This window comes from Arthrobacter sp. NPDC055138, assembly GCF_053607305.1.
Genome location: NZ_JBSGTH010000001.1, coordinates 88,401 through 115,375, shown reverse-complemented (window position 1 = coordinate 115,375; position 26,975 = coordinate 88,401). Strand labels below are relative to the sequence as shown.

Here is a 26,975-nt window from a genome sequence, read left to right as displayed (position 1 = left end):
GTTGCGGTGCACGCGCGGCCGGTCAGGGCGGCCGGTCAGTAGGGCAATGCGGCGGCCGGCAGGGACCGTGGCCCGTAGGCCAGGTCCAGCAGCCGGGCTGCTGCCGGCCGGCAGGCCCATTCCTCCACCCAGTGCGACCGGACCACGGCCTTGCTTACGGCCTGGCTGGTAATGCCCAACTCGTCGGCAATGAACTTCTGCTGGCCACGCGCTCCCGGCGTCATCAGGTCCAGGACCTTCCACTCCGCGTCGGTGCGGGTGGCGACAATCTGGCCGATCAGCCGCAAGACGGCCTCTGCTTCCGCGGCGACGTCCGCGTCCGGGCCGGAGACGGCCAGCGGGACGCGCTCGCCGGTTTTCTGCGCCCGGTTCACGGCGCGGCGCGCGTAGACCAGCCCGTATCCTTCGGCGTCCTTGATCTCCGATGGAAGCGGCAGCCGCAGTTCACCCACGCCGACGCCCACGTGCCAGCGCCGGCTGCGCAACGCGATCAGCGCGGCGTCGATGGCCGTGGACGCCTCCGCGACCGCGCCGATGGCCTCGTCGCCGACGGAGCGCTGGAACGGGATGGCTGCCGGCAGGTGGCGCAGCGATTTGATCAGCTCGGGCACCAGGTCGCCCACCTCGCGGGAATCGCGCTGGTTGATGGTGAGCACATACATGGCACCAGTATTGCCCCCACATCGACGGGAACAACCGATTTCGGTTGATGGCGTGTCCGGTGCGCCTTAACGGCAGGCGGTCCGGACCTCCAAGGCCCGGACCGCCGTCGTTGTTCCCGCAGATTCCCTGCGGCAGTGTCAGTCAGACGTCGCGGCCCTGCGGCTCATCGGCGGCCGAGTCCTCGCCCTGCGCGGCAAAGCGCTGGATCGAGGCTTCCAGCTCGGCTTCGGCAGCGGCGCGGTCAGCCCAGCCCTCGGCCTTGACCCACTTGCCCGGCTCCAGGTCCTTGTAACGGGTGAAGAAGTGCTCGATCTCCTTGACCAGGAACTCCGGCACATCGGAGAGCTCCTGGATGTGGTCGAAGCGCTTGTCGGCCGGGACGCACAGCACCTTGGCGTCGCCGCCGCCGTCGTCGGTCATGTTGAAAACGGCGATCGGGCGGGACTCAACCAGCACGCCCGGCAGCAGGTCGAAGTCCTGCAGCATGACCATGGCGTCCAGCGGATCGCCGTCTTCGCCCAGCGTGTCCTCGAAGTAGCCGTAGTGCGTGGGGTACTGCATGGAGGTGAACAGCACCCGGTCCAGGCGGAGGCGGTGGGTTTCGTGGTCGATTTCGTACTTGACCCGGGACCCCTTGGGGATCTCAATGGTGACGTCATGCTGCATGGCTTCGCTCCTTGGAGACGTTCAGACTTTTGGCTTCGGCGCCGCTGGTGCAACCGTTGCCCGGCGCCGACTACGCTTAACGATATCGGTCTTGCCTTCGCCCCCCGGCATCGGGGTTGAGCCGGGGCGAAAAGCAACAAACACAATCCTCGGGAGGGGCAGCATGGGGCGTGGTTTCCGTGTGCTCACCTCAGGGCTGCTGGCGGTGGTGTTCGCCGCGCTGGCAGTGCCGGCAGGATTCAACCTGGCGCAGGCCATCGAGTGGCCGGAGCCGCAGCCGGTGATCAGCACGCCGGCGGCGCAGCTGCCCCCCACCGAACTGGCTTCGCCGCCTGCGGGACCGAGCGGCACGGTGCCCTTGCCCGACCCGGCAGCGCTGAAGCCCGCACTGGACAAGGCCCTGGCGTTCGACGGCGCAGGCAGCTTTTCGGGGACAGTCACCGACGCAACCAGCGGCGAGGTGCTGTACAACAAGGGCGCCGCCGACCCGGTGATTCCGGCGTCGAACCTGAAGACACTCACCGCCGTCGCCGCGCTGGAATCGCTCGGTGCGGACCGGCGGCTCAGCACCACGGTCAAGCGCGGCGGCAATCCGGGTGTCCTTTATTTGGTGGGCGGCGGCGACGTCCTGCTCGGGGCCGGTGAATCACGGCCCGGCGCGGTCTGGGGTGAGGCCGGGCTGGCAACGTTGGCTGCCGAAGCAGCCGGGAAACTGGCCGCCAGCGATTACACGGGTGAGCTGACCGTGGTGGTGGACGATTCGCTCTACTCCGGGCCGGCCATCAGCGCCGCCTGGGATCCGGGCGACGTGAAGAACGGCGAGATTGCCCCGGTTTACCCGCTGGGGATGTACGCCGGGCGGGATCAGGCCGACGGCGGGGGCGACCTGGTGGCCGACGCGGCCGGCCTGGCCGGGACGGCCTTCCGGGATGCGCTGGCCCAGGCCGTAGCCGGAAAGGACTTTACGGTGTCGGCGAAGGTGGGCCGCGACGCGGCACCGGCGGACGGGACAGTGCTGGCCGAGGTGCAGTCCGCACCCGTCGCCAACCAGGTGGACTACATGATGCAGCACTCGGACAACTACCTGGCTGAGGTCATGGCACGGAACACGGCCGTTGCCGTGGGGAAACCGGGCAGCTTCGGCGGCGGCACCGAGGCCGTGCGGGAAGCGGCCGAACGGCTGGGCATTCCGGTGAAGGGGATGGTGCTGGCCGATGCCAGCGGACTCTCGATGAAGAACCGGGTGAGTCCCGCCCAACTGGCCGCTGCGGTCACGCTGATCGCCACCGCCCAGGACGCAGACCTCCGGGCAGGCATCGGTTCGCTGCCGATTGCCGGCCTGACCGGAACGCTGTCCGGACGGTATCTGGACGCCAATGCCGGCGGCGCCGGTCTGGTCCGCGCCAAGACCGGCACGCTGAACTCGGTGACGTCGCTCAGCGGCTACGTGGCCAGCGCGGACGGCCGGCTCCTGGTCTTCGCCTTTGTGGCCAATGGGCTGAACGGTTCGATCGACGCCGCCCGCGCCGCCGCCGACCGGGCCGCGACGGTCCTGGCCGGCTGCGGCTGCCGCTGACCGGGCACCGATTCGCGGGCCGGCCGGTAGTGACCGGCTTGGCGCTGATGTGATCTGATGGGACGCATGGACAGCAGCGCACCCACCCCCAGCGAATCCGGCGCCTCCCCCGGGCCGCCCCCGCGGCTGGTCAACTGGGAACTGGCCGCCTCCACGGCAGCCAAACTGACCCCGGCCGGCCCACGGATGAAGGGCGCGGAGATCCGCGCCGCCGTGGATGAGCTGCGCCGTCTCGCCGAGCAATCGGTGGACCACGTGCACCGCATCACCGGGCTGGATGCCGCCCGCGACCTGCGTGATTCCGAGGTGCTGATCATCGACCGCGCGGCCTGGTCAAAGGCTAACGCGCGCAGCTTCGAGGTCATGCTGGCCCCCGCCATCACCGCGCTCGCCGAGAAGCGCCCGGACCAGCTCAAAAGCGCCACCACGGCCGTGGGCAGCGCCATCACCGGCACTCAGATGGGCGCCATCCTCTCCTTCCTCTCCAGCAAGGTGCTGGGCCAGTACGACCCGTTCTGCTCGCTGCTGCCCGGCGGCCCCGCGGCCGGCCGGTTGATGCTGGTGGCGCCCAACATCGTGACGGTGGAACGCGAGCTGAATGTGGTACCGGCCGACTTCAGGCTGTGGGTCTGCCTGCACGAGCAGACGCACCGGGTGCAGTTCGCTGCGGCGCCCTGGCTGCGCGACCACATGATGGAGCAGATCGGCGAGCTCTCGTCGTCGCTGGTGGAAAAATCGGACACCCTGGGCGAGCGGCTGCAGCAGGCCGTCAAGGCCGCCTTGGCCGCGACAAAGGACAGCGGGAAGGAGGACGGCGGAGCGCCGGGTTCGTCGCTGAAGGGTTCCGTCCTGGAGCTGATCCAGGGACCGGAGGAGAAGGCGGTCTTCTCGCACCTGACGGCCGTGATGAGCCTGCTGGAGGGCCACGCCAACGTGGTGATGGATGCGGTGGACTCCTCGATTGTTCCGACCGTGAAGACCATCCGCCAACGGTTCAACGCCCGCGGCCAGAGCCGCGGCGCGCTGGAGAACTGGATCCGCAAGCTCATGGGCCTGGATGCCAAAGCGCGGCAGTACTCCGACGGCGCCAAGTTTGTCCGAGCCGTGACCCGGCAAGTCGGCATGCAGGGCTTCAACGCCGTGTGGGAGCGTCCGGAAAACCTGCCCACCGAGGAAGAGATCCACCATCCCGACCTGTGGATCAGCCGCATGGACCTCAGCCGCGCATGAGCGGTGTGGCAGCGGGCCGGCGCAAGCCCCGGCTCCATCCGCAGGTGGGGGCCGTCCGGCACCAGTTGCGCCGGGCGCTGGAAGAGTTCGGGCCGGCACCGGCCACCGCTGACTCCGCCGAAGCGCCGCTGTTGCTGGTGGCCTGTAGCGGCGGGCCGGATTCGCTGGCCTTGGCCATCACGGCCGAATTCTTCAACCGGCCCGCGCGCAACGGCATCCGCCCCTACCGGGTGGGAGCCGTCGTCGTAGACCATGGATTGCAGGCGGGCAGTGCCGAGGCGGCCGAGGGGGCGCGGCTGCAGCTCGAATCGCTGGGCCTGGCGCCGGTTCAGGTCCGCCGTGTGAGCGTGGAATCGGCCGGGATGGGGCCGGAGGCCGCCGCCCGGACGGCCCGCTACGCGGCCTTGGATGCCGCGGCGGCGGAATTCGGCGCGGCCGCGGTCCTGCTGGGGCACACCCTGGACGACCAAGCGGAGCAGGTCATGCTGGGCCTCGGGCGCGGGTCCGGCACCCGCTCGCTGGCCGGCATGCCGGTGAAACGAGGACCCTATCTGCGTCCGTTTTTGGCCCTGCGCCGGCGGGACACCGAGGAAGTCTGTGCCCTGGCCGGGCTGCAGCCCTGGCACGACCCCAGCAACACGGATCCGCGCTTCATGCGCTCGCGGATCCGCACCCGGGTGATGCCGTTCCTGGAGGAGGAAATGGGCCCCGGCGTGGCGGAGGCGTTGTGGCGTTCCGCCCAGATCCTGGCCGCGGATGCGGAGTACCTGCAGGAGCAGGCTGCCGAAGCGTACCGCCGGGTGCGGCTCGTGACGCCGGACGGAGTGGAGCTGCAGCGCGACGGCATGGAACGGCTGCCGGCCGCCATGAAGCACCGGGTGATCGCCTTGGCCGCCGCGGAGCTGGGCGGCGAGAATCCCAGTTACGAACGGCTGCAGGCGGCCGAAACGCTGCTGCGCCGCCACGGATCGGCCGGCCCCGTGCAGTTGGCCGGATTCGTCAGCGTCTACCGGCGGACCAATGCCAATACGGTTCCCCAAGATGGCACCGGCTATGGCAATCTTGTGTTGAGAGCAACTGGCCGCAGCCCCGGTCAGTCAGACCGCTAGACCCGGGAGCAAGTGGTGGATTCCAACGACGTCCAGGCAGACCTCAAGCACGTCCTCTATACCAAGGAGCAGATCCAGCAGCGCGTTGCCGAGCTGGCTGCCCAGATCGATAAGGATTATGAAGGGCGCGATCTGCTGATCGTCGGCGTCCTCAAAGGCGCGGTGATGGTCATGGCGGACCTGGCGCGTGCCCTGCACAGCCACGTCAAGATGGACTGGATGGCCGTCTCCTCCTACGGCTCCGGCACCCAGTCCTCCGGCGTGGTGCGGATCCTGAAGGACCTGGAGACTGACCTGATGGGCAAGCATGTGCTCATCGTGGAGGACATCATCGACTCCGGCCTGACGCTGTCCTGGCTGAAGACCAACCTGATTTCCCGCGGCCCGGCCAGCGTGGAAATCTGCACCCTGCTGCGCAAGCCCGATGCCGCCAAGGTGGAGATCGACGTAAAGTACGTCGGTTACGAGATCCCGAACGAGTTCGTCGTGGGCTACGGGCTGGACTACGCCGAGCGCTACCGCAACCTGGACTTCATCGGGACGCTGGCGCCGCACATTTACGAATAACCGCTGCACCGTCTTTCTGCAGGCCACGCTACGCCGAGAGGGAACTAATCGGCTCCGCCGAGCGTGAATGAAGACGGACGGTGTATAGCTTTAGTAGCCCACCGGGCTGCCATCACGCGCGGACAAGCAGGAGGGACGGGCGCAAGCCCCCAAGTCGCATGAAATTGAAGAACCTTTTCAAGGGACCAATCATCTGGATTGTCCTGGTCTTGGTCATCCTCCTGATCGCCGTGCCAAACCTGGCCGGCCCGCAGTCGTCGCGGGTCGACACCAGCGTGGGGCTTTCGCTGCTGCAGGACAAGAAGGCGGAACAAGCCCGGATTAACGACGGCGCGCAGAGCGTCGACCTGACCCTGCGCGACGACTTGGTCATCGACGGCGCCAACAAGGGCAAGTCCGTTACCTTCTTCTACAGCCGCGACCGCGGACCGGACATCGTGGACGCGATCAACGCCTCCGGGGTTGACAACTTCACCGACCAGCCGGTGGAGAACAACTGGTTCATGAGCTTCATCAGCCTGATCCTGCCCATCCTGATCATCGGCCTGATCTTCTGGTTCCTGCTCTCACGGATGCAGGGCGGCGGCTCCAAGGTCATGCAGTTCGGCAAGTCCAAGGCCAAGCTGATCTCCAAGGACATGCCGCAGGTGACCTTTGCCGACGTCGCCGGCGCGGACGAGGCCGTCGAGGAACTGCACGAAATCAAGGAGTTCCTCTCCGAGCCAGCCAAATTCCAGGCCGTCGGGGCCAAGATCCCCAAGGGCGTGCTGCTCTACGGTCCGCCCGGCACCGGCAAGACCCTGCTGGCCCGCGCCGTGGCCGGCGAAGCCGGGGCGCCGTTCTTCTCCATCTCCGGTTCGGACTTCGTGGAGATGTTCGTGGGCGTCGGCGCCTCCCGTGTGCGTGATCTGTTCGAGCAGGCCAAAGCCAACGCACCCGCCATTATCTTCGTCGACGAGATCGACGCCGTCGGCCGGCACCGCGGCGCCGGCGTGGGCGGCGGCAATGACGAACGCGAGCAGACGCTGAACCAGCTGCTGGTGGAGATGGACGGCTTTGACGTCAAGACCAACGTCATCCTGATTGCCGCCACCAACCGCCCGGATGTGCTGGACCCCGCGTTGCTGCGCCCCGGCCGCTTCGACCGGCAGATCGCCGTGGAGGCCCCGGACCTGGAAGGCCGCCATCAGATCCTGCAGGTGCACGCGGCCGGCAAGCCGATGGCCCCCGGTGTGGACCTGAAGTCGCTGGCCAAGCGTGCGCCCGGGTTCACCGGCGCAGACCTGGCCAACGTGCTGAACGAGGCCGCGCTGTTGACCGCCCGCTCCAACGCCCAACTGATCGACGACCGGGCGCTGGACGAAGCGATCGACCGTGTCATGGCCGGCCCGCAGAAGCGCTCGCGCGTGATGAAAGAGCACGAGCGAAAGATCACCGCGTACCACGAAGGCGGCCACGCGCTGGTCGCCGCGGCGCTGCGCTATTCCGCGCCGGTCACCAAGGTCACCATCCTGCCCCGCGGCCGCGCCCTGGGCTACACCATGGTGGTGCCGGAGGAGGACAAGTACTCCGTGACCCGCAACGAGCTGCTGGACCAGTTGGCCTACGCCATGGGCGGCCGGGTGGCGGAGGAAATTGTCTTCCACGATCCGTCCACCGGCGCCTCGAACGACATTGAGAAAGCCACCGGCACCGCCCGCCAGATGGTCACCCAATACGGCATGAGCGAACGCGTCGGTGCCGTGAAGCTGGGCCAAGGCGGCGGCGAGCCGTTCCTGGGACGCGACATGTCGCACGAACGCAACTACTCGGACCACGTGGCGTTCGTGGTGGACGAGGAAGTTCGCCGGCTGATCGACGACGCCCACGACGAGGCCTATGCGATCCTGACCGAGAACCGCGACGTGCTTGACCGGCTGGCTCTGGCCCTGCTGGAGCGCGAGACGCTGAACCAGCGCGAGATCGCCGAGATCTTCCACGACCTGCGCCGCCGCGACCTCCGCGACGTGTGGCTGTCCAAGGAAACCCGGCCGGTCCACGACATCCCGCCGGTTATCTCGCGGCGCGAGCGGGAGGCCGCAGCCAACGGCCAGCAGGAAGAAGAAAGCCACGCGGCGGTGATTGTGGACCCGAACCCGGCCGGCGGGCAGCTGCCGGAGGACGACGGCCGCGGCGGCGTTCTGGGCACCAGCGGCTAGGATCGCATACGTGACCGAATACGATGACGTCGTTGCCGAACTGGATTTCGACCCGCAGATCGACCTGCCAAGGATCGAAAAGGCGGTGCGCGAGATCCTGATCGCCGTCGGCGAAGATCCCGACCGCGAGGGCCTGCTGGACACTCCGCAGCGGGTGGCCCGTTCGTACGCCGAGGTTTTTGCCGGATTGCACCAGGATCCGGCGGACATCCTCGGCACCACGTTCGACATCAACCACGAGGAAATGGTGCTGGTCAAGGACATCCCGTTCTATTCGACCTGCGAACACCATCTGGTGCCCTTCCACGGCACCGCGCACATTGGCTACATCCCGTCGCATGACGGTAAGGTGACCGGGCTGAGCAAGCTGGCCCGCCTGGTGGAGATCTACGCGCGCCGTCCGCAGGTGCAGGAACGCCTCACCACGCAGATCGTGGAGGCGCTGGTCAAGTACTTGGAACCCAAGGGCGCGATCGTCGTCGTCGAATGCGAACACATGTGCATGTCCATGCGCGGGGTACGTAAGCCGGGGGCCAAGACGGTCACCTCGGCGGTGCGCGGCCAGCTGCGCGAACAGGCCACCCGGGCCGAGGCCATGAGCCTGATCATTGGACGATAGCGAAGAGATAGAGACGGTAGAACTAGATGGATTCACTCGCCGCAGTCCCCGGAACAGGGCCCGCCACCTCGCCCCTGCCCGTGCTGCGCAAGGCACGCGCGCCGAAGAGGTTCGCGGACTTGCCCACCGACCGGGCCATCGTGATGGGCATTTTGAACGTCACCCCGGATTCGTTCAGCGACGGCGGTGAGCACGCCAACCGGGAGGCGGCGATCGCCTACGGGCTGAAGCTGCTCTACGGCGGCGCCGACATCATTGACGTGGGCGGGGAATCCACCCGCCCGAACGCCGATTCGATCACTTCCGAAGAAGAGCAGAAGCGGATTCTTCCGGTCATCGAGGCGCTGGCCAAGGCCGGCGCCCTGATCAGCGTGGACACCATGCACGTGGACACCGCCGCGAAGGCGCTGGATGCCGGCGCCGCCATCATCAACGATGTATCCGGCATGACCTTCGACCCGGAGATGCCGACGCTGGTGGCGGAGCGCAAGGTCCCCTACATCCTGATGCACCGGCGCGGCGATGCCCGCCACGCAGATCCGAAGGCGGAGTACCAGGACGTGGTGGCCGAGGTCCTCGCGGAACTGACGGAGCTGCGCGACAAGTTCGTCGCCGCCGGCGTCGCGCCGGAGCAGATCATTCTGGATCCGGGCCTGGGCTTCTCCAAGAACGCCGAGCACAACTGGGAACTGCTGCGTGCCACCGGGCAGTTCGCCCAGCTGGGACACAAACTGCTGGTCGGTGCGTCGCGCAAGCGGTTCCTCGGGTCCTTGCTGACCACCGCGGGCAAGGCCGCCGCACCCAAGGAGCGCGACCAGGCCACGCTGGCGGTCTCCGCGCTGGCTGCGGCCAACGGCGCCTGGGGTGTGCGCGTGCACGACGCCGGTGCCTCCCTTGACGCTGTCAAGGTCGCCGCCGCCTGGACCAAGTAGGGCGGGAGATGGCGGCAGGACTCCCGGCGCGTCCGGACATCATCAAGCTCACCGGCATCTCCGCCGTGGGCTACCACGGCGTGCTGGAAGAAGAGCGCCGCAACGGTCAGCGGTTCATTGTGGACGTTGCGCTGCACACGGACATTCGGCCCGCGGCGGCTGGCGACGACCTGACCCATACCGCCAACTACGCCGAGGTCGCGGACCAGGTGGAAGCGATCATCACCGGCGAGGCGCTGCAGCTGATCGAAACCCTGGCCGAGCGGATTGCGGACCACGTGCTGCGCACGTTCTCGGTGGCGGCCGTCGAGGTCACCGTGCACAAACCCCAGGCGCCCATCCAGGTGGAGTTTTCCGACGTCACGGTCAGCATTTACCGGGAGAAGCCATGAGCGTGCGTGCCGTCCTGGCGCTGGGCAGCAACCTCGGCGAACGCAGCGACACACTCTCGCACGCCGTGGCGGACCTGGTGGACACCCCGCATGTGCGGCTCCGCGAAGTCTCGGCGGTGGTGCAGACCAAGCCGGTGGGCGGTCCCGAGGACCAGCCGGATTACCTGAACATGGTGCTGGAAGTGGAGACCGATCTGGATCCGCACCAGCTGCTGGCGCATTGTCAGGCGGTGGAGAACAAGCACCACCGCACCCGCGAAGTGCGCTGGGGTCCGCGGACGCTGGACGTGGACATCATCACCTACGGCGACCTGACCCTGGACGATGAAGACCTGGTCATCCCGCATCCGCGGGCGCATGAACGGGCCTTCGTCCTCGCGCCCTGGGCGTGGATGGACTCGAACGCCACGCTCAACGGCGTCCCGGTGGGCGAGCTGGCGAAGGCGGCCGGGGACCTGGACGGCGTGGAGCCCTACGAAGCCGAACCGTTCGAAGCCGGGCAGTAGTGTCCGGCGGGGTGGGGGCTTCGTGAGGACCATCAGGTACCGCGCACTGGCGGCCATCGCCGTCGTCAGTGCGGTGCTGGGATGGCTGGGCAACCAGGTCACCGAGCGCAACGGGCTGCCGGTGCCGTTCCTGCATCTCTCCTCGCTGGTCACTATGGCAGCCATCGCCGTCTTCACGCTGGTGCTGGGCCTGAAGGTGCGCCGCTGGCGCAACGGCAAACGGGACAAGGAACTGAATCCGGTGCTGGCGGCCCGCACGCTGGTGTTGGCCCAGGCCTGCGCCTACGCCGGCTCGCTGATCTTCGGCTGGCACGCCGGCATCCTGCTGGACCAGCTCATCCTGCTGCTCTACCGGCCCGGCCTCGGTGCGTTGCCCTCCGTGCTGGCTATGATGGGCGGTGGCTTGATCATGGTGGTGATAGGGCTGGTGGTGGAGCGTTTCTGCAAGCTCCCGCCCGAAGACACCGACGCGGCCAAGGACAACGGAACCGAGGCCCAAGGCGAGGGGGAGTATGCCTAGCGAAGCGATCGACCCGGCCGGCATCAGCTGGATCCGGGTCTCGCCCAAGTACGTCACTGTGGAACTGATCAGCTGGGCGATCTGGACAGTGGTTGAACTCGCCGTCCTGTCCGTTCCGCTGGTCCTGCTGCTGGCGGGCGTGTGGCCCGATTTCCCGGCTTGGCTCGCCTGGCTGCTGAGCGTGGGCACACTGGTGATCCGCATCTGGATCGGATTACTGATCCCTCGCCAGGTCAGGGCCATCGGCTACGCCGAACGGGACGAAGACCTGCTGATCCGGCGCGGCCTGTTTTTCCAGCGCGTGATGGTGGTGCCCTACGGCAGGATGCAGTACGTGGATGTGGCTGTGGGCCCGCTCCAGCGCGCGTTCGGGCTGTGCTCGGTCAAGCTGCACACGGCCAGCCCGCAGACCAATGCCAGCATTCCTGGTGTGCCGGCGGCAGAAGGCGCCCGGCTGCGCGAACAGCTCTCCGACCGCGGACAGGCAAGGCTGGCCGGGCTATGACCATTCCCGGCAGCACCGGGCAGGACCCGCTGCACGGGCAGGGGCCGGACACCTCCGGCGAGGTGGTAGCGGCCTCCCAGGGCGTGCCGCTCACTCCCGACAGCACCGGCAGCTGGCACCGCGTCCATCCCGTGTCCCCGCTGGTCCGGGGCTGGATCGCGCTGGCCGCCATTGCCTACTTCTTTGGCCGCGACTGGTTCGAGGCCGTGTTCCGCGGCGACGAGTTCTGGGGGCTGAGCGGCGGACGCGCGCTCTGGACCGTGCTGATCGTGGCCGTCGTCGTCCTGCTGCTGGTGGCCGGGTTCTTCCTGTCCTGGTGGTACACCCGTTACCAAGTGACGGAGGAGCACGTCCGCGTGAACTCCGGCGTCCTGTTCCGTCAGCACCGCCAGGCTCGGCTTGACCGGGTGCAGGCGATCGACGTGATCCAGCCGCTGCTGGCGCGGATCTTCGGCTTGGCGGAACTCAAGTTCGAAGTGGCCGACGCCGGCGAATCCGCCGTGCGGCTGGCGTATCTGCCGCTGGCTTCGGCGCAGGAACTTCGCGCCACCATCCTGGCCCGGGCCGCCGGGCTGAGCAGCGAACCGGGCCATGCCCAGGAACCGGTACCCGAGGCTCCCGAACAGCAGATCCTGGCCGTGCCGGGTAGCCGCATCGTCGGGGCGGCGCTGCTCTCCGGCACCACGGTGTTCCTCGCCATCATGCTGATTGCGGCAGGTGTGTCCACCTTTGTGTTCGATGCGGCGTTCGGTCCGGCCCTGCTGGTGCCCGCCGCGTTCGGTGTGGCCGCCGGCTACTGGTCAACCTTCAGCACCGGCTACAACTTCCGCGCCGCGGTATCCCCGGACGGCATCCGGCTGCGCTACGGGCTGCTGGAGACCCGGGCACAAACCGTTCCGCCGGGCCGGGTGCAGGCAGTGGAAATCATGCAGTCGCCGCTGTGGCGCTTCACGGGTTGGTACCGGATGCGCGTGAACGTGGCCGGCTACGGTGTCAGCACGGAGAACTCCGGTGCCCGCACCACGTTGTTGCCGGTCGGTACGCGGCAGGAAGTCATGCAGATGCTGGCCCTGGTGCTGCCGGATCCGGGCACCGAAGATCCGTTCACGGTCTTCACCGCGGGGCTGGACGGGATCGCTGCCACGGACCACAACGACGGCGGTGCCTCCGACGGCGGTTTTGTCACCTCGCCGCGGCGCGTTCGCTGGCTCTCCTGGCTGACCTGGCGGCGGAACGGCTTTGCCGTCACCGGCACTGCGCTGTTGGCCCGCAGCGGTCGGCTGTGGCGCAGCCTCGCCGTGGTGCCGCACGAGCGGACCCAGTCCATCGCGCTGCACCAGGGTCCGCTGGCCCGGCGACTGCACGTGGCCGACCTGCGGCTGCACACCACCACCGGGCCGGTCACGCCGGTGGTCTACCAGATCGACGCAGACACGGCCCGCAGTCTCTTCGACGAGCAGGCCTCCCGGGCCGCCGCGGCCAGGCGCCGCAGCCTTCCCGAGCGCTGGCTCGAAGCCAGACCGGAATCAACGCCCGAACCCAGCAGCGGACCCGAACCCGGAGCGGCCAGCGGGCGCCAGGACGGCCGGTACGGTCCGCAGCAGCAGGACGGACCCCAAACGGAGCAGGAGAGCCGCCATGGCGGGCAGCGCTAGGCCCGGCCGGCTGGGCATTGGCGTGATCGGCGCCGGCAAGGTGGGAGCGGTCCTCGGCGCCGCGCTGCGCGGGGTCGGGCACGCCGTCGTCGGCGTTTCCGCGGTCTCGGAGGACAGCAAGGAGCGGGCAGAGAACCTGCTGCCGGGCGTGCCGATACTCCAGATCCCGGAGGTTGTTGAACGGGCCGAACTGGTCCTGCTGGCGGTCCCGGATGATGCGCTGCCGGAACTGGTGGAGGGCTTGGCCGCGGCCGGGGTCTGGCAGCCGGGCCAGTTGGTGGTGCACACCTCCGGACGCTTCGGCACCGGTGTGCTCGCGCCGGCCCGGGCTAAAGGGTCCATCCCGCTGGCGATCCACCCGGCCATGACCTTTACCGGCATGAGCCTTGACCTGGCCCGGTTGACCGACTGCAGTTTCGGCGTGACCGCCGAAGCCACGGTCCTGCCGATCGCGCAGGCGCTGGTGGTGGAGATGGGCGGCGAACCGGTGGTCATCGCCGAAGAGGACCGCACGCTCTACCACGCGGCTTTGGCGCACGCCTCGAACCACCTGGTGACCATCGCGGCGCAGTCCGCCCAACTGCTGGCCGAAGCCGGCGTGGAGCAGCCGGACCGGGTACTCAGCGCACTGATGCGGGCGTCCTTGGAGAACGCGCTGGCCTCCGGCGAATCGGCGCTGACCGGACCGGTGGCGCGCGGCGACGCCGGCACGGTCCGCAGCCACCACGAGGCATTGCTGAGCCGCGAAGTGGACTCGGGCAGCACCGACATCCGGCTGGCCTACGAATCACTGGCCCGTGCCACGGCCCAGCGGGCACTGGAACGGGGCATGCTGAAGGAAGCGCAGGCCACCGAAATCCTTGACATCCTGGCCCAATCCACACCGGAGGAGAAACAGTGACCCGTCCGCGCCTTGTGCAGACCCAAGCCGAACTGAAGGACGCCACCACCGGGCTCCTGGCGGAGTCCGCGGCAAGCGGCCGGCCTTCGGTGGGACTGGTGCTGACCATGGGGGCGCTGCACGACGGCCATGCCGCCCTGGTGCGCGCCGCGCGGCAGGCGAGCGACGTCGTCGTGGTTTCCATCTTTGTGAATCCGCTGCAGTTCGGTGAACAGGAGGACCTGAACCGTTACCCGCGCACGCTCGAGGCCGACCTGGACCTGCTGGCGGAGTGCGGCGCGGACGTGGTGTTTGCGCCGAGCGTGGACGAGGTCTACCCGGACGGCCTCCCGATGGTCAGGATTACTGCGGGGGAACTCGGCGGGAAGTTCGAGGGGGCCTCCCGCCCCGGCCACTTCGACGGAGCGCTCACCGTGGTGGCCAAGCTGCTGCATCTCGGCCTGCCGGCCGGTGACGCGGACTACCGGACGTTTTTCGGGCAGAAGGACGCCCAGCAATTGGTGCTGGTCAAGCGCATGGTGGCGGACCTGAACTTCCCCGTGGACGTGGTGGGGGTGCCGATTGTGCGCGACGACGACGGGCTGGCGCTCTCCAGCCGCAACCGGTTCCTCTCCGAAGCGGAGCGGGAGGCGGCGCTGGTGCTGTCCCGCAGCCTGGCGTACCTGCGCGGCCAGGCGGAGCGCCACGAACCGCTGGACATCGACGGCGCCCTGGCCATGATCGACTCGGCGCCGCTGGTCCAGCCCGACTACCTGGAAGTGGTGGACCCGAAGACCCTGGAGCCGCTGGCCGTCAACTGCCGGGAAACACCGTTCACCGGCGAGGCCTTGGCGCTGGTCGCCGCGAAGGTCGGCCCGGTGCGTCTGATCGACAACGTGCAGCTGGGATACTGAGCCGGGAGGTACTGGGCAGGGGCTCCGAGCCTGGGCGTTTGGCTGGCCCGGCCCGGGTACCGGTACCCTTAACTACCGTGACCCGCGAAAATACCCCCACACCACATCCCGCAGCCGAGGCTGCCGACGCGTCCGAGCAGATGCACGTGCGCATGGCCAAGCGCGCCAAACTCCTGGAACGCGGTGTGGAGGCCTACCCGGTGGGTGTGGACCGGACCCATACGCTGGCCGAAGTACGTGAAAAGTACGGTCACCTCGAGGCGGACGAAACCACCGGCGACATCGTCGGGGTGTCCGGGCGCGTGGTCTTCATCCGCAACACCGGAAAGCTGTGCTTCGCCACCCTGCAGGAAGGCAACGGCACCCGGCTGCAGGCCATGCTGAGCCTGGCGAACATCGGCGAGGAAGCGCTTGCGGATTGGAAGGCGCTGGTGGACCTGGGCGACCATGTGTTCATCCGCGGCGAAGTCATCAGCTCCAAGCGCGGCGAGCTGTCCGTGATGGCCGAGTCCTGGCAAATGGCCTCCAAGGCGCTGCGTCCCCTGCCCGTGCTGCACGCCGGCCTCAATGAAGAGACCCGCGTACGGCAGCGCTACGTGGACCTGATGGTCCGCGACGAAGCCCGGCAGATGGTCTTCACCCGGGCGGCCGTGATCCGTTCCATCCGGGACACCCTGCACTCCCATGGTTACGTGGAAGTGGAGACGCCCATGCTGCAGCTGATCCACGGCGGTGCGACGGCCCGCCCCTTCGAGACACACCTGAATGCCTTCAACCAGGACATGACGCTGCGTATCGCCACCGAGCTGTACCTCAAGCGCGCTGTGGTCGGCGGCATTGACCGGGTCTTTGAACTCGGCCGGATTTTCCGCAATGAAGGCGTTGACTCTACGCACAGTCCGGAATTCACCACGCTGGAAAGCTATGAGGCGTACGCCGACCAGTTCGTGATGGCCGACCGCATCAAGGAGATGATCCTTAATGTGGCGGACAGCCTGGGCACCAGGGTGCTTGAAACCCCGCAGGGCACCATTGACCTTAATGGAGAATGGCGCTGGCTGGGGGTCTACCCGGGATTGTCCGAAGCGGTGGGCCGGGAAATCACTCCGGAGACCGGTGGCCACATCCTGCGCGAAATTGCCGACGAGCACGGCGTGAAGATCGACCCGAAGTGGGATACCCAGAAAACCGTGGTTGAGTTGTTCGGCGAAATCGTCGAGCCCACCCTGCTGCAGCCGACCTTCGTCTACGATTACCCGCCAGCGGCGCAACCGCTGGCCCGAAACCACCGGGATAAGCCGGGGCTGATTGAGGCATGGGATCTCATTATCGGCGGAATGGAACGCGGCACCGCGTTCTCCGAACTGATTGATCCGGTGATCCAGCGCGAACGCCTGACCCAGCAGTCACGTCTGGCGGCGGCCGGCGACGAAGAGGCCATGCAGTTGGATGAAGACTTCCTGCGCGCCCTGGAATACGGCGCTCCGCCGATGGGCGGCATCGGACTGGGCATTGACCGGCTGGTGATGCTCTTCACCCAGGTCGGAATCAGGGAAACCATTCTGTTCCCGCTGCTGAAGCCGGAGGTGGGTTGAGCATGGAATACCTGTGGGTGCTCGCGCCGTCGCTAGGCGTCGGACTCTTGTTCTATTTCGTGATGAAAGCCATATTCAATGCCGACCGCAAAGAGCGCGAAGCATTGGCTGAGGCGGAGCGCGAAGCCGATAGGCGTGCCGCCGAAGGCGGCACCGAATAACGGCAAACCCCGGACGATTATTGATCGCCCGGGGTTTCTCCTTTAAGCACTACAGTGCGTGTGGTTTGGTGCGATGACGGTTATACCGATATCGCTCATGCCAGATTCTCTAGGGTTTTCTAAATCAGTTCGTATTGCCATCAAATACAGTGTGCGCAATAATCAGTTTGGTTCGGTAATCCCGGCCAAATTGTTCACTCACTAAAGGAGCCTTCCGTGGCGCAAGAAGTAAAAATCATTCTGGTTGACGATCTGGATGGTGGCTCGGCGGATGAAACGGTCCGCTTCAGCATGGATTCCAGCAGCTACGAGATTGATCTTTCTTCAAAGAATGCCGCGGCCCTTCGCGACGCTGTTAAGCCGTTCATTTCCGCCGGTCGGAAGATTCCTTCCCGCGGTGCAAGGGCCGGCAAGCCGGCCAGCAGCACCCGCAGCCAGGATGCCTCGGCAATCCGGGCGTGGGCGCGGGACAACGGCTACAACGTCAGCGACCGCGGTCGTGTGCAGTCTGAGATCATCGAGGCCTACAAGGCCGCCCACGGGGGATAACGGGCGGCCCGTTCCCTGGCGGGCAGATCGATCGGCGGGGCGGACAGGCAACTGTCCGCCCCGTTTGCGCTCCTGTCGCAGGGCATTACCCCTAGGGCGAACAGGCCTCCCAAGAGGCAGTCGGGCACGTAGCATCAAAGTACGCAGTAGCTAGGAGTGTGCGAGATGTTTGAGAGATTTACCGACCGTGCCCGTCGCGTTGTCGTGCTGGCTCAAGAAGAAGCCCGCATGCTCAACCACAACTACATCGGCACCGAACATATCCTCCTGGGTTTGATCCACGAGGGTGAGGGCGTTGCCGCCAAAGCACTGGAGTTCCTCGGCGTCTCCCTGAATGGCGTTCGTGAGCAGGTCCAGGAAATCATCGGCCAGGGCCAGCAGGCCCCGAGCGGTCACATTCCGTTCACGCCGCGCGCCAAGAAGGTTCTGGAGCTCTCGCTGCGCGAAGCCCTCCAGCTTGGCCACAACTACATCGGTACCGAGCACATCCTGCTGGGCCTGATCCGCGAAGGCGAAGGCGTGGCCACCCAGGTGCTGGTCAAGCTGGGTGCGGACCTCAACCGCGTGCGCCAGCAGGTCATCCAGCTGCTCTCCGGCTACCAGGGTAAGGAGCCGGTCACCGCGGGCCAGCAGCAGGAGGGTACTCCTGCCGGGTCCGTCGTGCTGGACCAGTTCGGCCGCAACCTCACCCAGGCCGCGCGTGAGTCCAAGCTTGACCCGGTGATCGGGCGCGAGCATGAGATGGAACGCGTCATGCAGGTCCTCTCCCGCCGCACCAAGAACAATCCGGTGCTGATCGGCGAACCCGGCGTCGGCAAGACGGCCGTGGTCGAGGGCCTGGCCCAGGCCATTGTCCGCGGCGACGTGCCCGAGACGATCAAGGACAAGCAGCTCTACACGCTGGACCTGGGGTCACTGGTGGCCGGTTCCCGCTACCGCGGTGACTTCGAGGAGCGGCTGAAGAAGGTCCTGAAGGAAATCCGGACCCGCGGCGACATCATCCTGTTCATCGACGAAATCCATACGCTGGTCGGAGCGGGTGCGGCCGAGGGTGCCATCGACGCCGCGTCCATCCTGAAGCCCATGTTGGCCCGCGGGGAACTGCAGACCATCGGTGCCACCACGCTGGACGAGTACCGCAAGCACATCGAGAAGGACGCCGCGCTGGAGCGCCGGTTCCAGCCGATCCAGGTTGAGGAACCGTCCGTGGAGCACGCCGTGCTGATCCTCAAGGGTTTGCGCGATCGCTACGAGGCGCACCACCGGGTCTCCATCACCGACGGCGCCTTGGATGCCGCCGCGCATCTGGCCCACCGCTACATCTCCGACCGTTTCCTGCCGGACAAGGCCATCGACCTGATCGACGAGGCCGGCGCCCGGCTGCGCATCCGCCGGATGACTGCACCGCCGGAGCTCAAAGACATCGACGAGCGCATTTCCCAGCTGAAGAAGCAAAAGGAATCGGCCATCGATGCCCAGGACTTCGAGGGTGCCGCCACGCTGCGGGACCAGGAAAGCCGGCTGCAGGACGAGCGGGCGGAGAAGGAACGCGCCTGGAAGTCCGGCGACTTGGATGAGATTGCCGAGGTTGACGAGGACTTGGTGGCCGAGGTGTTGGCCAACTCCACCGGCATCCCGGTGTTCAAGCTGACCGAGGAAGAGTCCAGCCGCCTCATGCACATGGAGGCCGAGCTGCACAAGCGCGTGATCGGCCAGGACGAGGCGATCAAGGCCATCTCGCAGGCGATCCGGCGCACCCGCGCCGGCCTGAAGGACCCCAACCGTCCCTCCGGTTCGTTCATCTTCGCCGGCCCCACCGGCGTCGGCAAGACCGAGCTCGCCAAGGCCTTGGCGGAATTCCTCTTCGGTGAGGAAGACGCGCTGATCACCCTGGATATGTCCGAATACTCGGAGAAGCACACGGTCTCGCGGCTTTTCGGTGCCCCTCCGGGATATGTCGGCTACGAAGAGGGCGGGCAGCTGACCGAGAAAGTCCGCCGCCGTCCGTTCTCCGTGGTGCTCTTCGACGAGGTGGAGAAGGCCCACGCGGACCTGTTCAACTCGCTGCTGCAGATCCTCGAGGACGGCCGCCTGACAGACAGCCAGGGCCGCGTCGTGGACTTCAAGAACACGGTGATCATCATGACCACCAACTTGGGCACACGGGACATCTCCAAGGGCGTCATGACCGGCTTCCAGTCGGGCACGGACACCAAGACCGGATACGAGCGGATGCGCGCCCGGGTCCAGGATGAGCTCAAGCAGCACTTCCGGCCCGAGTTCCTCAACCGCGTTGACGACACGGTGGTCTTCCCGCAGCTGAGCGAGGAAGAGATCGTCCAGATCGTGGACCTGTTCGTCGAGCGGCTGCGGAAGCGGCTGACCGAGAAGAACCTGAAGATCGAACTGTCCGATCCGGCCAAGGTGCTGCTTGCCACCCGCGGCTACGATCCCACGATGGGTGCCCGACCGCTGCGCCGGACCATCCAGCGGGAGATCGAGGACCAGCTCTCGGAGAAGATCCTCTTCGGCGAGTTCCACCCCGGCGAAACCATCCACGTGGACGTCGAGGGCGAGGGCGAAACGGCAACGTTCGTCTTCACCAGCACCGGCGCCCCCAAGGCGATTGAGGAAGTGCCGGACACCCCGGCTCTGTCCCAGTAGCCAGCACTGCGCACGGAGAACCCCGGCCCCGGCCGGGGTTCTCCGCTTTAACCGCCCGATATTGGACGCGAACAGCGTTGATTTGCGTGCTTGTCCGTGATCCGCGGCACAAGTAGTGTTTACTGAATCCATGAGTTCTGAAGCACTTACTTCCGATGTGCGGGTGGAGGCACCCCTCCAGCAGGCTCCCGCCACCCCGTTCAGCGACCTGGACCGCTTTATCGCGCTGCCGCGGCTGGGGTCGCTGGTGCTCAGCCCGGACGGCAGCCGACTGGTCACCTGCGTCGGCGTGCTGAACTCCGGCGCCACCGAGTATGTCTCGGCCCTCTGGGCAGTTGATCCCGCCGGTGCGCGCCCGGCCCGGCGGATCACCCGCAGCTCCAAGGGCGAATCCGGTGCGGCCTTTGCCCGCAACGGCGATCTCTATTTCACCTCCGCCCGCCCGAGCCCCGACGATCCCGCTGAAGAGCCGGTGCCGGCACTGTGGCGTCTGGCGGCGACCGGAGGCGAAGGCCGGATGGTGCTGTCGCGTCCCGGCGGCGTCGCCGCGGTGCGCTGTGCCCGCGACGCAGACACCGTGGTGGTGGACGGCCAGGTCTTGCGCGGCTCCGACGGGGAAGAGGGCGACGCGAACCTGCGCGCCGCCCGCAAGGACAAGAAAGTCTCCGCGATCCTGCACTCGGGGTACCCGGTGCGCTTCTGGGATCATGACCTGGGACCGGGGGAGAAGCGGCACTTCATCCTGCAGGAATCCGCGGACGACGCGGCTGTAACCCTGACAGTGGATGACGAGCCGAACGGCAGCCTGCGCAACATCACCGAGTGGGCCGGAAATGCCCTGATGGAAACCGCGGCCGAACTCAGCCCGGACGGCAGCACCCTGGTGGTCAACATCCGCCGGCCGCTGCCGCGGGGAGACAGCCGCAGCGTGCTGGCCGCCGTGGACACCGCAACCGGCGTGCGCCGGACCCTGCTGGAAAGCCCGGACACCGACTACTCGCCCGGTCCGGTCAGCCCCGACAACCGAACCGTGGTGGTTGTCTGCGAATCGGTCTCCGGGCCGCAGACCGTTCCTTCGGTCCGGCTGGGGCTGCTTCCGCTGGCCGGCGGCGAGCTGCGTCCGCTGGCTGCGGACTGGGACCGCTGGCCCCACCCGGCGGCCTGGTTGCCCGACGGTTCGGGCCTGCTGGTGACAGCCGATGACGCTGGCCGCGCTCCGTTGTTCCGCGTCGACGCCAACACCGGCGCCGTGCGGCAGGTGACGCACGACGACGCGGCCTACACCGACGTCGTGGTCAGCCCGGACGGTCGGTTCGCCTACGCGCTGCGCAGCTCCTACCTGTTTCCGCCCGAGCCGGTGCGCATCGACCTGTCCTCCGGGGAGACCACCGTCCTGCCCTCGCCTGCGCCCCGTCCGGAACTGGGCGGCCGGCTGGAAGAAATCACGACGACGGTGGGCACCGACGGCGCGCAGGTTCCGGTGCGCGCCTGGCTGGCGCTGCCCGAGGGCGCGTCCGCCCAGAACCCCGCGCCACTGCTGCTGTGGGTGCATGGCGGCCCGCTCGGCTCATGGAATGCGTGGAGCTGGCGCTGGTGCCCGTGGCTGCTGGTGGCGCAGGGCTACGCCGTGCTGCTGCCGGATCCGGCGCTCTCCACCGGTTACGGCGATGACTTCATCCGCCGGGGCTGGGGGCAGTGGGGACAGGCCCCGTACACGGACCTGATGGCCATCACCGACGCCGCCGTGCAGCGGGAGGACATCGACGGCACCCGGACGGCGGCGATGGGCGGTTCCTTCGGCGGCTACATGGCCAACTGGATTGCCGGGCATACCGACCGGTTCCGGGCCGTCGTCACCCACGCCAGCCTGTGGGCACTGGACCAGTTCGGACCGACCACTGATGTATCCCCATACTGGGAGCGGGAGATGACCCCGGAGATGGCGCTGGAGAACTCCCCGCATTTGCATGTGCAGAACATCAACACGCCGATGCTGGTGGTGCACGGCGACAGGGACTACCGGGTTCCGATCGGCGAGGGGCTGCGGCTCTGGTACGAACTCCTGTCCCGGTCGCAACTGGCCGCGGGGACGGACGGGGAGACGCCGCACCGGTTCCTGTACTTCCCCGACGAGAACCATTGGGTGCTCTCCCCACAGCATGCCAAAATCTGGTACTCCGTCGTCTCCAACTTCCTCGCCCGGCACGTGCTGGACCAGGAGGCGGAGCTGCCGGCCGAACTGGGGCTTTAGACTGACTGGGTGACCGACGCCTTCAAGATCCGCCCCGCCCGCACCTCCGACGTCGTGGAGATTCGTCGACTGGTGAAACCGCTGGCCGACGAACGGGTGCTGCTGGAGAAGGAAGCGGTGGCGTACTTCGAAGGCATCCAGGAGTTTCGGGTCGCCGAGACGCCGGAGGGCGAAGTAGTGGGCTGTGGCGCCGTGCACGTCATGTGGGAGGACATTGCCGAGGTGCGCACGCTGGCCACCGCAGCGCACTGGCGCGGCAGGGGAGTAGGCCATGCCCTGCTGGACGAACTCATCGGCGCGGCCAGGGATTTGGGTGTCAACCGCGTCTTCTGCCTGACCTTCGAGGTGGACTTCTTCACCCGGCATGGCTTCGAGGTCATGGCCGACCAATCGGCGGTGGACCCGGAGGTCTATTCCGAGCTGCTGCGGTCCACCGACGAAGGCGTGGCCGAGTTCCTCGACCTGGCCCGGGTTAAACCCAATACGCTGGGCAACACCCGGATGATCCGCTCACTCTGACCGGCCGCCGCGGCCGCTGGGACCGGCTCCTTCCCTGCTAGCTGGGAAGGCTGATGCCGTCGCCTGCCGTGACGGCCAGCCCGTCCGCCAGCAGCCCGTCGAGGGCCCGGCCCAACTGGTCGTCGCCGGCCGGCAGTGCGCGCAGCGCAGCCAGAGGCCCTTGGTAGGCAGCGGGCAGCACCGCCAGTTCAAAACTGCCCAGCAGGACCTCGCGCGGAACGGACGATTCCGCTTCGCGCAGGACGGCCATCATGGCACCCCGCACTTGCCGGTCGGTGCCCGCCCAAGCCTGCCCCTTGGGGACGTAATGGGGCTCCGGGCGCCCTGCTTTCACCCAGGCGCAGCGGTCCAGCACCGGGCAGGCATCGCAGCGCGGCGACCTCGCCGTGCAAACGAGGGCGCCGAGCTCCATGGTGCCGGCGTTCCACTCCTCAGTGCCGCCGGCCGGCATCAACTGTCGGGCCAGGCGCATTTCGGCGGCAGTGAGCGTTGGCGCGGGGAGGGCCGCGCCGGTCACCAAGCGGGCATGTACCCGGCGGATATTCGTGTCCACCACTGTTTCCGGCAGCCCGAAGGCGAAGGATGCCACCGCGGCCGCCGTATAGGTCCCCACGCCGGGGAGTTCCAGCAGGCTGGCGTGGTCGTCCGGCACCCGGCCCCCGTGTCGGTCCACAATCGCCGTGGCCGCGGCATGCAGGCGCAGCGCACGGCGCGGATAGCCCAGCCGTCCCCAGGCCCTGACCGCTTCGCCGGCCGAATCGGCGGCCAAGTCGGCCGGGCGCGGCCAGCGCTGCATCCATTGCTCCCAGACCGGCAGCACCCTGACCACCGGGGTCTGCTGCAGCATGAATTCGCTGACCACAATGCCCCACGGGTCGCACTCCGGGCGACGCCAGGGCAGGTCCCTTGCACTGGCCGCAAACCAGTCGCGGATTCGCTGGTGCAGCAGGCCGGCTTCTGCCGGTTCGATGGAAGCAGCCGGAGCGGCGGCGTCGGGGCGGGGCATGAAACTCCTACGATGTGATCAACCAATACTGTACTGCTCGGCGTGGTGCTGACTGCGCCGGACGATGCCGTCTCCTAACCTTGAGGTATGGCAGGCAGCGGCACATCCGGCGGGCGCGGACAGGGTTCATCCGTCCGGCGGCCCAGCCCTGCGGTCTACCGCCGCCGGCGCCTGGTGGTGTTGGTGCTGGCAGTGCTGGTGGTGGCAGCCATCGTGGCCGCCGGATTCTGGCTCGCCAGCCTGGTGGGAGCGGGACGGGACGACGCCTCGGCGGAGGTGGCCGAAGCGGCAGCAGCGCCCAGCGCGCCTGTGGCCAGCCCCGCAGCCACGGCGGGCTGCGAGGACTCGGACGTGGTCGTGCGTGCCGAAACCGATGCCCCGGCTTACGGGAGCGGGGAGAACCCCACGCTGATTCTGGAAGTGGCGAACAAGGGCAAGAGCCCCTGCGAAGTCAACGTCGGCACCGACGCGATGGAATTTTTGGTCACCAGCGGCGACGATCGGATTTTCTCCTCCACGGACTGCCAGGTGGACGCCGAACCGTTGATGATGACCCTTGAGCCGGGCAAGAGCGAGCAGGCGCGCTTTACCTGGGAGCGGAACCGGACCGCGCCGGGTTGCACCTCGGTGGAGGCCAACCCGCAGCCGGGCACCTATGTCCTGACCACCAAGCTGGATAAGAAATCCAGCAAGAAGACCGTGTTCGAACTGCGTTAGTAAGCGTGCACCGGAACCTAGAGGAACCGGTCCAGCAGGCTGGTTTCGGCGATCCGGGACAGGCCCTCGCGGATCACGCGTGCCCGCTGCTCGCCGATGCCGTCGACGGCCATCAGATCGTCGATGTTGGCCGCCATCAACGACTGCAGGCCGCCGAAGTGATCCACCAAACGGTCGGCTACCGCCCGCGGTACGGACTTGACCCCCGCCAGCAGCCGGTAGCCGCGGGGCTGGACCACAGCGTCCAGGGAGTCCTGGCCGGGCTGGATGCCAATCACGCTGGCCACCCTGCCCAAATCGATCAGATCGTTCGACGTGAAACCGCGCAGGGTCTTCAGAGCGGTGTCGACGTCGATGCCGCCCTTGATTTCCGCGTAGTCGCGCAGGATCATTTCACTGTCCGGGCCCAGCCCCGACGTCAGCTCATCCAGTTGCAGGGAGAGGAGCCGGCCGTCCACCCCGAGCTCGAGCACGTATTGGGAGATCTCGTCGGAGATGCGGCGGACCATTTCCTGCCGCTGCAGGGTCACTGCCACGTCCCGCACGGTGACCATGGCCTCGATCTCCAGCGCGGAGAGCGAGCCGGTGACCTGGTCCAGCCGGGCGCGGTAGCGCTCCAGGGTGGCCAGCGCCTGGTTGGCGCGGGCAAGCACCGGCTCGGAGCCCTCCAGAACGTGCCGGATGCCTTCCACATACAGTGCAATGATCTGCATGGACTGGCTGACCGAGATCACCGGCAGCCCGGTCTGGATGGCCACACGTTCGGCAGTCCGGTGCCGGGTGCCCGACTCCTGGGTGGCAATCGAAGGGTCCGGGACCAGCTGCACCGCGGCCTTGACGATGGTCCCCGCGTCCTTATCGCAGACGATGGCGCCGTCCATCTTCGCCAGTTCGCGCAGCCGGGTGGGCGAGAACTCGATCCCGATGTCGAACCCGCCGCTGCTGATCTCTTCCACCTGCTGGTCGTACCCGAGCACAATGAGCGCGCCGGTGCGCCCGCGGAGGATCCGTTCCAACCCGTCGCGCAGCTGGGTTCCCGGAGCTACACGGGCCAGGGTCGCCTTGAGGGCGTCCTCGGGGCTCTTGACCATGTGGGAGTTTCCTTTGGGCAGGCGGGCATGGGTGCGGGGCCGCCGTCCGGACAGCCTCAGGCTCCATGATAGTGCCGGATCTTGGCTATCCTTTCTCCCGGATGCTCAGCGGAACAGTGTGGACAGCGCTTCGGAGACGGTGTGTACTTCCTTGACCGTGAATCCGGCCGGAACCTGGCCCGTTCCATCCGGCGAAGCCGGAACGATCGCGTGCGTGAATCCGAGCCGTTCGGCCTCCTGGATTCGCCGCCCGATACCGGGGACGGGCCGCACCTCGCCCGCCAGCCCAACCTCGCCGAAGGCGATCAACTGCGCCGGCAGCGGCTGGTTGGTTTTGGCTGAGGCAATGGCCAGTACGGTGGCCAGGTCGGTGGCCGGTTCGCCCAGCCGGACCCCGCCCACCGTTGCCACGTAGCTGTCGTCCTTGTGCAGCGACATGGAGGCGCGGCGCTGCAGCACGGCCATCATCATCGCCACGCGGGAAGAATCCAACCCGCTGGTGGCACGCCGCGGCTGTGCGTTGGAGGTCTCGGCCAGCAACGCCTGAACTTCCGCCACCAGCGGCCGGCGGCCCTCAAGCGTGACCGTGATGCAGGTGCCGGAGACCGGATCCTTGGTGCGGGAGACGAACAGGCCGCTCGGGTCGGTCAGCCCCTCGATGCCGGCCTCCGTCAGATCGAAACAGCCCACCTCGTCGGTGGGACCGTAGCGGTTCTTGACCGCACGCACCAGCCGCAGGCGCGAATGCCGGTCGCCGTCGAACTGGCACACCACGTCCACCAGATGTTCGAGGAGCCGCGGCCCCGCGATGGAGCCGTCCTTGGTCACGTGCCCCACCAGGATGGTGGTCATGCCCTTGGTTTTGGCGGCGTTGATCAGCGAAGCCGCGACCTCGCGCACCTGCGTCACGCCGCCGGCAGCCCCTTCCACGGCGCTGCTGCTGAGCGTCTGGACCGAATCCACGATCAACAGCGACGGCTGCAGCTGTTCCACGTGGCCCAGCGCAATGCCCAAGTCCGTCTCGGCGGTCAGGTAGAGGTTGTCTGCCACAGCGGAGATCCGTTCGGCCCGCAGCTTGACCTGGGCCGCGGATTCCTCGCCGGTCACGTACAACACGTCGCGGTCCTGCCGGGCCACCCGGGCTGCAACATCGAGCAGCAGCGTGGATTTGCCGATACCGGGTTCGCCGGCCAGCAGGATGACCGCACCGGGCACCAAGCCGCCGCCGAGCACCCGGTCCAGTTCCCCCACCCCGGTGGCGCGGAAGGCGGCGTTCGTGGCATCGACGTCGGCGATCCGTTCGGCCGGCCGGGAGACCGCGGCGGCTGCGGTGGTGCGCGCCGCCACCGGCGTGGCCTCTTCAACCGTTCCCCACGCCTGGCACTCGCCGCAGCGACCCACCCATTTGGCCGTGCTCCAGCCGCACTCGGCGCAGCGGTAGGCGGGGGCCTTGGAACGGGTCTTGGTGCTCATGCACCCAGCGTAGCCGG

At 67.5% G+C, this 26,975-nt stretch carries 26 protein-coding genes; 21 read left to right on the top strand and 5 right to left on the bottom strand.

All coding sequences use genetic code 11. The features are described from left to right. Positions 1–35 precede the first annotated feature (35 nt). Positions 36–662, bottom strand: coding sequence for a hypothetical protein (locus tag ACWF5H_RS00575; RefSeq protein WP_364651709.1), 627 nt, complete (start codon positions 660–662; stop codon positions 36–38). Positions 663–804: 142 nt separating this feature from the next. After that, positions 805–1,329, bottom strand: a complete 525-nt coding sequence (locus ACWF5H_RS00570) for an inorganic diphosphatase (RefSeq protein ID WP_364651707.1) — start codon at positions 1,327–1,329, stop codon at positions 805–807. 163 nt (positions 1,330–1,492) lie between these two features. On the opposite strand from ACWF5H_RS00570, the gene dacB reads away from it, so the two are divergent. The 20 genes from dacB (at position 1,493) to ACWF5H_RS00470 (ending at position 22,671) form a co-directional block, all read left to right on the top strand. Further along, complete coding sequence (dacB, locus tag ACWF5H_RS00565) at positions 1,493–2,905, top strand: D-alanyl-D-alanine carboxypeptidase/D-alanyl-D-alanine endopeptidase (RefSeq protein WP_452034172.1); 1,413 nt, start codon at positions 1,493–1,495, stop codon at positions 2,903–2,905. 57 nt (positions 2,906–2,962) lie between these two features. Further along, a complete protein-coding gene (locus ACWF5H_RS00560; RefSeq protein ID WP_452034171.1) occupies positions 2,963–4,135 on the top strand; it encodes a zinc-dependent metalloprotease in 1,173 nt (390 codons plus the stop codon). Beyond that, positions 4,132–5,244: a tRNA lysidine(34) synthetase TilS gene (gene tilS, locus ACWF5H_RS00555; protein WP_452034170.1), complete on the top strand. Its 1,113-nt coding sequence runs from the start codon at positions 4,132–4,134 to the stop codon at positions 5,242–5,244. The genes ACWF5H_RS00560 and tilS overlap by 4 nt, the downstream gene beginning before the upstream one ends. A gap of 15 nt (positions 5,245–5,259) precedes the next feature. Continuing rightward, the gene (hpt, locus tag ACWF5H_RS00550) at positions 5,260–5,811 is read left to right on the top strand and encodes a hypoxanthine phosphoribosyltransferase (protein ID WP_353916673.1); all 552 of its coding nucleotides are present in this window, start codon (positions 5,260–5,262) and stop codon (positions 5,809–5,811) included. A gap of 158 nt (positions 5,812–5,969) precedes the next feature. Then, positions 5,970–8,009, top strand: coding sequence for an ATP-dependent zinc metalloprotease FtsH (gene ftsH, locus ACWF5H_RS00545; protein WP_364651698.1), 2,040 nt, complete (start codon positions 5,970–5,972; stop codon positions 8,007–8,009). Between the two features lie 10 nt (positions 8,010–8,019). Continuing rightward, positions 8,020–8,628, top strand: a complete 609-nt coding sequence (folE, locus tag ACWF5H_RS00540) for a GTP cyclohydrolase I FolE (RefSeq protein ID WP_364651696.1) — start codon at positions 8,020–8,022, stop codon at positions 8,626–8,628. A gap of 26 nt (positions 8,629–8,654) precedes the next feature. Then, positions 8,655–9,560 (top strand): dihydropteroate synthase, encoded by a 906-nt coding sequence (gene folP / locus ACWF5H_RS00535; protein WP_452034168.1) that lies wholly within the window; start codon positions 8,655–8,657, stop codon positions 9,558–9,560. Between the two features lie 8 nt (positions 9,561–9,568). Next, positions 9,569–9,952, top strand: a complete 384-nt coding sequence (gene folB, locus ACWF5H_RS00530; protein ID WP_452034167.1) for a dihydroneopterin aldolase — start codon at positions 9,569–9,571, stop codon at positions 9,950–9,952. Further along, positions 9,949–10,458, top strand: a complete 510-nt coding sequence (gene folK / locus ACWF5H_RS00525; RefSeq protein WP_364651690.1) for a 2-amino-4-hydroxy-6-hydroxymethyldihydropteridine diphosphokinase — start codon at positions 9,949–9,951, stop codon at positions 10,456–10,458. Before folB ends, folK begins: the two co-directional genes overlap by 4 nt. Positions 10,459–10,480: 22 nt before the next feature. Further along, positions 10,481–10,978 (top strand): DUF3180 domain-containing protein, encoded by a 498-nt coding sequence (locus tag ACWF5H_RS00520; RefSeq protein ID WP_364651689.1) that lies wholly within the window; start codon positions 10,481–10,483, stop codon positions 10,976–10,978. Continuing rightward, entirely contained in the window at positions 10,971–11,483 is a 513-nt protein-coding gene (locus ACWF5H_RS00515) for a PH domain-containing protein (RefSeq protein WP_452034166.1), read from the top strand. The genes ACWF5H_RS00520 and ACWF5H_RS00515 overlap by 8 nt, the downstream gene beginning before the upstream one ends. Beyond that, complete coding sequence (locus ACWF5H_RS00510) at positions 11,480–13,138, top strand: PH domain-containing protein (protein WP_452034165.1); 1,659 nt, start codon at positions 11,480–11,482, stop codon at positions 13,136–13,138. The genes ACWF5H_RS00515 and ACWF5H_RS00510 overlap by 4 nt, the downstream gene beginning before the upstream one ends. Further along, a complete protein-coding gene (locus tag ACWF5H_RS00505; RefSeq protein ID WP_452034164.1) occupies positions 13,122–14,039 on the top strand; it encodes a Rossmann-like and DUF2520 domain-containing protein in 918 nt (305 codons plus the stop codon). The genes ACWF5H_RS00510 and ACWF5H_RS00505 overlap by 17 nt, the downstream gene beginning before the upstream one ends. Next, positions 14,036–14,932, top strand: coding sequence for a pantoate--beta-alanine ligase (panC, locus tag ACWF5H_RS00500; RefSeq protein ID WP_452034163.1), 897 nt, complete (start codon positions 14,036–14,038; stop codon positions 14,930–14,932). Before ACWF5H_RS00505 ends, panC begins: the two co-directional genes overlap by 4 nt. Before the next feature lie 77 nt (positions 14,933–15,009). Next, positions 15,010–16,527, top strand: a complete 1,518-nt coding sequence (lysS, locus tag ACWF5H_RS00495) for a lysine--tRNA ligase (RefSeq protein ID WP_452034162.1) — start codon at positions 15,010–15,012, stop codon at positions 16,525–16,527. Positions 16,528–16,529: 2 nt separating this feature from the next. After that, positions 16,530–16,688: a hypothetical protein gene (locus tag ACWF5H_RS00490; protein ID WP_364651677.1), complete on the top strand. Its 159-nt coding sequence runs from the start codon at positions 16,530–16,532 to the stop codon at positions 16,686–16,688. A 216-nt stretch (positions 16,689–16,904) separates the two neighbouring features. Beyond that, positions 16,905–17,237 carry a histone-like nucleoid-structuring protein Lsr2 gene (locus ACWF5H_RS00485; RefSeq protein WP_364651675.1) on the top strand — a complete coding sequence of 111 codons (333 nt, stop codon included), beginning with the start codon at positions 16,905–16,907 and terminating at the stop codon, positions 17,235–17,237. Positions 17,238–17,402: 165 nt separating this feature from the next. Beyond that, the gene (locus ACWF5H_RS00480) at positions 17,403–19,901 is read left to right on the top strand and encodes an ATP-dependent Clp protease ATP-binding subunit (protein ID WP_364651673.1); all 2,499 of its coding nucleotides are present in this window, start codon (positions 17,403–17,405) and stop codon (positions 19,899–19,901) included. Between the two features lie 130 nt (positions 19,902–20,031). Continuing rightward, complete coding sequence (locus ACWF5H_RS00475) at positions 20,032–22,152, top strand: S9 family peptidase (RefSeq protein ID WP_452034160.1); 2,121 nt, start codon at positions 20,032–20,034, stop codon at positions 22,150–22,152. A 9-nt stretch (positions 22,153–22,161) separates the two neighbouring features. Next, positions 22,162–22,671 (top strand): amino-acid N-acetyltransferase, encoded by a 510-nt coding sequence (locus ACWF5H_RS00470; RefSeq protein ID WP_127513121.1) that lies wholly within the window; start codon positions 22,162–22,164, stop codon positions 22,669–22,671. A 37-nt stretch (positions 22,672–22,708) separates the two neighbouring features. Here ACWF5H_RS00470 and ACWF5H_RS00465 read toward each other — a convergent pair whose 3' ends face one another. Beyond that, positions 22,709–23,677: an A/G-specific adenine glycosylase gene (locus ACWF5H_RS00465; RefSeq protein ID WP_452034159.1), complete on the bottom strand. Its 969-nt coding sequence runs from the start codon at positions 23,675–23,677 to the stop codon at positions 22,709–22,711. 87 nt (positions 23,678–23,764) lie between these two features. Here ACWF5H_RS00465 and ACWF5H_RS00460 point away from each other — a divergent pair, with 87 nt between their 5' ends. Further along, on the top strand, positions 23,765–24,394 hold the full coding sequence (locus ACWF5H_RS00460) for a hypothetical protein (protein ID WP_452034158.1): 630 nt from the start codon (positions 23,765–23,767) through the stop codon (positions 24,392–24,394). Positions 24,395–24,411: 17 nt separating this feature from the next. Here ACWF5H_RS00460 and disA read toward each other — a convergent pair whose 3' ends face one another. Continuing rightward, positions 24,412–25,485: a DNA integrity scanning diadenylate cyclase DisA gene (disA, locus tag ACWF5H_RS00455; protein WP_364651663.1), complete on the bottom strand. Its 1,074-nt coding sequence runs from the start codon at positions 25,483–25,485 to the stop codon at positions 24,412–24,414. Between the two features lie 105 nt (positions 25,486–25,590). After that, complete coding sequence (gene radA, locus ACWF5H_RS00450) at positions 25,591–26,958, bottom strand: DNA repair protein RadA (protein ID WP_452034157.1); 1,368 nt, start codon at positions 26,956–26,958, stop codon at positions 25,591–25,593. Between the last annotated feature and the right edge of the window lie 17 nt (positions 26,959–26,975).